Below are 3,934 nucleotides of genomic sequence, written 5' to 3' on the forward strand. Positions count from 1 at the left end.
GAGCCAGAGCCAGAGCCAGAGCCAGAGCCAGAGCCAGAGCCAGAGCCAGAGCCAGAGCCAGAGCCAGAGCCAGAGCCAGAGCCAGAGCCAGAGCCAGAGCCAGGGCCAGAGCCGCCTCAAGTACGAGTGCGCGAAAACTCCTTTAAGAACTTGCCCGAATTCGAAGCGCTTTTGTTTGACGTGAAAGGTCTTCAGCTCGCAGTACCTTTAGTTTCTCTGGGCTCGATTCATCGTATCGATTCAGATATTACGCCGATCGTCGGTAGAAGTTCTTGGTACCTAGGGATGCTTAATAGCAACGCCGGCAATCTGCAAGTTGTGGATACAGCTCGCTGGGTTATGCCTAGCCGAATGCAGGCATCAGGTATCGAGGATTATGACTTTGTGATTCGACTGGGTGATACTAACTGGGCATTAGCATGTACCTCTGTTTCTCATGCCGTCAGGCTGCAACAGAGTCAAGTTAAGTGGCGTACTTGCAACAGTAAACGGCCATGGTTAGCAGGAACTGTCATAGACAAAATGTGTGCTCTGCTAGATGTAGATAGTTTTGCCGATCTGCTTGATGAAAATAAGTTGCATGTTTCGGAGTGAATAAGGTGGCGCAGAGTGCGCTATGTTCTATATTTAAGCTATGACGAGCCATTTATAACTTGGCGAATTCTTAACAATAAATATCGCGGAAGCGGTCAGTAAGAGGCGATCAATGTCTTCAAGTACAGCTCATAACTCTGATCAATTAGAAGATCAGGTACTTCAATATGTCACGTTTCGTTTAGATGAAGAAACGTACGGCATTAATGTTATGCAAATTCAGGAAGTTTTGCGTTACTCAGAGATTGCTCCCGTGCCTGGCGCGCCACATTACGTGCTCGGCATTATCAATTTGCGTGGTAATGTTGTAACGGTCATTGATACCCGCACGCGTTTTGGGTTGCCAGAGGCTGAGGTGACAGACCAGACACGCATTGTTGTACTTGAGCTTGAGGGTCAGGTTGTTGGTGTGCTTGTTGATTCGGTTGCAGAAGTTGTTTATTTGAAGCAGTCAGAAGTTGAAACAGCGCCGAACGTTGGCAACGATGAAAGTGCACGGTTCATTCAAGGTGTTTGCAATAAAAATGGCGAGCTGATCATTTTGGTTGAATTTGAAAAAATGCTGTCTGAAGAAGAATGGGCAGAAATGGCATCGCTATAGCCACAGGAAAACCTTATGTTGTTTGGAATTATCCTTGATCCGCTAATGTTAGTGTTAGCGTGTTCATCCATCTTTGCTTTAGTTGCGTGCGGCATTACCTTGCGCAAACAAGCCATGGTAGAAAAACGTTTAATCAAAAAAATTGATGCGCTATCTAAAGAATTGAATGCCTTAAGCCACTCAACTCTTGGTATGGGAAGGCGCATTCAGGGTGTTGTTGATAAGCATGATAGCTTGGAGATATCCGTCGAAGAGATACATCGTAACGATCCAGTTAAAGTCAGTTATTCAGAAGCAGGGCGTTTAGTACGGATGGGAGCAAGTGTTGAAGAATTGATGAGCGCTTGCAGTATTTCTCGTCCTGAGGCGGAACTTGTTTCTGCATTGACAAAACAAGCGCAAGAAAAAGAAGACGTTCCAGTTCTTAATACGAAAATCTAAAAGTTAAAGCAGGAGATTAGCGATCCTGCTTAAGCTTTCAAGCTACGTGACGTACTTTCTCTTCGTTGCTGCTAAGTGTCTCTAGGTTGATCGTATTCAGTTGAGTCACCTTTGCATTCTGAGAAATACGTAATTGTCTTTCAACGTAATGTTCAACAGCGCGAACAGCACGATCATTTAACTCCGCAAAGTTCATCTGTAATTCGAATGTGTCTCGAGATAGACGTCGTAATGAAACAACATCACACGTTGTTGTTACTCGACCGACTTCTGGCAAGCCAAAATCAACATCCAGTTTTACTGATTGCTTTGGGGAAAGAGATGGAGTTTTAGGGAAAATATTTGCGAGTGCTTGATTATCACAGTGTAGAACAATTCCGCTTTTTGAAACTGCATCTAATTGTGTGTTAACACTACCTGATTCTGATTCAACGCTAACCGTACCATTTCTGGTCAGTTGCGTATGATAAATTAAACTTCTGCTCATGCTAATCTCTCTTGTTGCTCTCGCAACATCTACTCGTCACTTGGTTTGTAAACCTTGCACAGTTTTAGTTGGTGCGATTTGACGCTTTGTTGTGCAAGTGAACGACCTACAAACTACTTAAGTCACGTTTTCTTAAGCAAAATCGTTACCGTTATTGTGAGATTAGATAAATATCAGGGCCTAGCCACCATGTTTATGTAAGAAAATGATATAGAAATGCTACCGTTTATAGCCCAGCTGGTCATAAATAGTGCGGCGTCCCACAAAATTCGCCTTTCTTTGTAACATTCGTTAACAACTGGCTCTACCGACCCTACTTTTAGGGTAGTGCTGCTGATGGATTCTTGAATGCAACGTAAGTGCTGATCCGCTATACTTCCGCGCCATCAATCCCGTCTTTTATTGAGATATTTCGTTAGTATGAGTGAAGTTAATAATCCTTCTGATGATAAAGCTAAGGTTTCGTCCTCTGGTAAAGTAGGTCTGGTTCAATTAGGTTGCCCGAAAAACCTCGCGGACTCAGAACGATTGCTGACTCAGTTGCAATTAGATGGCTATGACATCGTTCCAAGCTATCAAGATGCGGATGTTGTTGTCGTGAATACCTGCGGTTTTATCGACGCGGCAAAGCAGGAATCACTGGATGCAATTAACGAAGCGCTGTCAGAGAACGGTAAAGTGATTGTTACGGGCTGCATGGGTAAGGGTGCCGATGCGGATCTAATCAAGCAACAAAACCCTGATGTATTGAGTGTGAGTGGTCCAGCTGATTATGAGACTGTGCTTAATACTGTTCATGAATATATTCCGCCAATCGAGGATGCAAAACATTACAGCGATATGGTGCCTGCGCAAGGCGTTAAATTAACGCCACCGCATTTTTCTTATCTGAAAATATCTGAAGGGTGTAATCATCGTTGTGCATTTTGCATCATTCCGCATATGCGAGGTGATCTAGTAAGCCGACCAATCTCTTCTGTTTTAGAAGAAGCACAAAAACTCGTTAATGCGGGTACGCGCGAGCTACTCGTTATTTCACAAGATACGAGTGCTTATGGTGTTGATGTTAAGTACAAGCTTGATTTTAACGCGGGCTCGCCATTAGAAACGCGCATGCAAGATCTTGCTGTTGCGCTGGGTGAGTTGGGCGTTTGGGTGCGATTACATTATGTGTATCCATATCCGCACGTTGATAAGATTATTCCGTTAATGGCCGAAGGCAAGATCCTTCCTTATTTGGATATTCCGTTCCAGCACGCGAGTAAAAAAGTACTCAAAGCAATGAAACGACCTGCTCATTCTGAAAAGGTTTTGGATCGTATTAAAAAATGGCGGGAGCTCTGCCCAGACTTAACTATTCGCAGTACATTTATCGTCGGTTTTCCTGGCGAGACTGAGGAAGATTTTCAAGAGTTACTCGAATTCTTGGATGAAGCACAATTAGATCGCGTTGGTTGTTTTACTTATTCACCTGTTGAAGGTGCGCCAGCGAATGATTTGCCAGATCATGTTCCGAGTGATGTCGCAGAGGACCGTAAACGTCGGTTTATGGAGAAGCAAGCTGCGATTTCTGCAGGCCGCTTGCAACGAAAAGTTGGAACACGGCAGTTCGTGATCATTGATGAAATTGCCGACGAAGGCGCAGTTGGTCGTACGATGGGTGACGCGCCTGAGATCGACGGACAAGTCTTTATCGATGGCGCTACCTTCCTAGATGTGGGAATGATCGTTGAAGTCGAAATTGAGGAAGCTGATGAATACGACCTTTGGGCGCATCTCGTCTAATTCGCTTTATCTACTTTCTAATTAGG

General features: G+C 44.3%; 5 protein-coding genes. 4 read left to right on the forward strand and 1 reads right to left on the reverse strand.

Features of this window, described 5'->3' with window-relative positions; all coding sequences use genetic code 11:
- The 3 genes from A3762_RS01615 to A3762_RS01625 all read left to right on the forward strand — a co-directional run.
- Positions 1-594: chemotaxis protein CheW (locus A3762_RS01615; protein WP_197468933.1), on the forward strand; the 594-nt coding region annotated here is incomplete at its 5' end.
- Positions 595-706: 112 nt separating this feature from the next.
- The gene (locus A3762_RS01620) at positions 707-1,195 is read left to right on the forward strand and encodes a chemotaxis protein CheW (protein WP_068753783.1); all 489 of its coding nucleotides are present in this window, start codon (positions 707-709) and stop codon (positions 1,193-1,195) included.
- Positions 1,196-1,210: 15 nt separating this feature from the next.
- Positions 1,211-1,636 (forward strand): DUF2802 domain-containing protein, encoded by a 426-nt coding sequence (locus A3762_RS01625; RefSeq protein ID WP_068753784.1) that lies wholly within the window; start codon positions 1,211-1,213, stop codon positions 1,634-1,636.
- A 37-nt stretch (positions 1,637-1,673) separates the two neighbouring features.
- Here the strand turns inward: A3762_RS01625 and A3762_RS01630 are convergent, their stop codons facing one another.
- A complete protein-coding gene (locus A3762_RS01630; RefSeq protein WP_068753785.1) occupies positions 1,674-2,123 on the reverse strand; it encodes a hypothetical protein in 450 nt (149 codons plus the stop codon).
- 420 nt (positions 2,124-2,543) lie between these two features.
- On the opposite strand from A3762_RS01630, the gene rimO reads away from it, so the two are divergent.
- On the forward strand, positions 2,544-3,908 hold the full coding sequence (rimO, locus tag A3762_RS01635; protein ID WP_068753786.1) for a 30S ribosomal protein S12 methylthiotransferase RimO: 1,365 nt from the start codon (positions 2,544-2,546) through the stop codon (positions 3,906-3,908).
- Positions 3,909-3,934: the final 26 nt, after the last annotated feature.

This window comes from Oleiphilus sp. HI0125, assembly GCF_001635355.1.

What these genes read in the sequence shown, in the direction of transcription:
- rimO (WP_068753786.1), top strand. Translation starts at nt 2,544, where the DNA reads ATGAGTGAAGTTAATAATCCTTCTGATGATAAAGCTAAGGTTTCGTCC.
- A3762_RS01625 (WP_068753784.1), top strand. Translation starts at nt 1,211, where the DNA reads ATGTTGTTTGGAATTATCCTTGATCCGCTAATGTTAGTGTTAGCGTGT.
- A3762_RS01630 (WP_068753785.1), bottom strand. Translation starts at nt 2,123, where the DNA reads ATGAGCAGAAGTTTAATTTATCATACGCAACTGACCAGAAATGGTACG.
- A3762_RS01620 (WP_068753783.1), top strand. Translation starts at nt 707, where the DNA reads ATGTCTTCAAGTACAGCTCATAACTCTGATCAATTAGAAGATCAGGTA.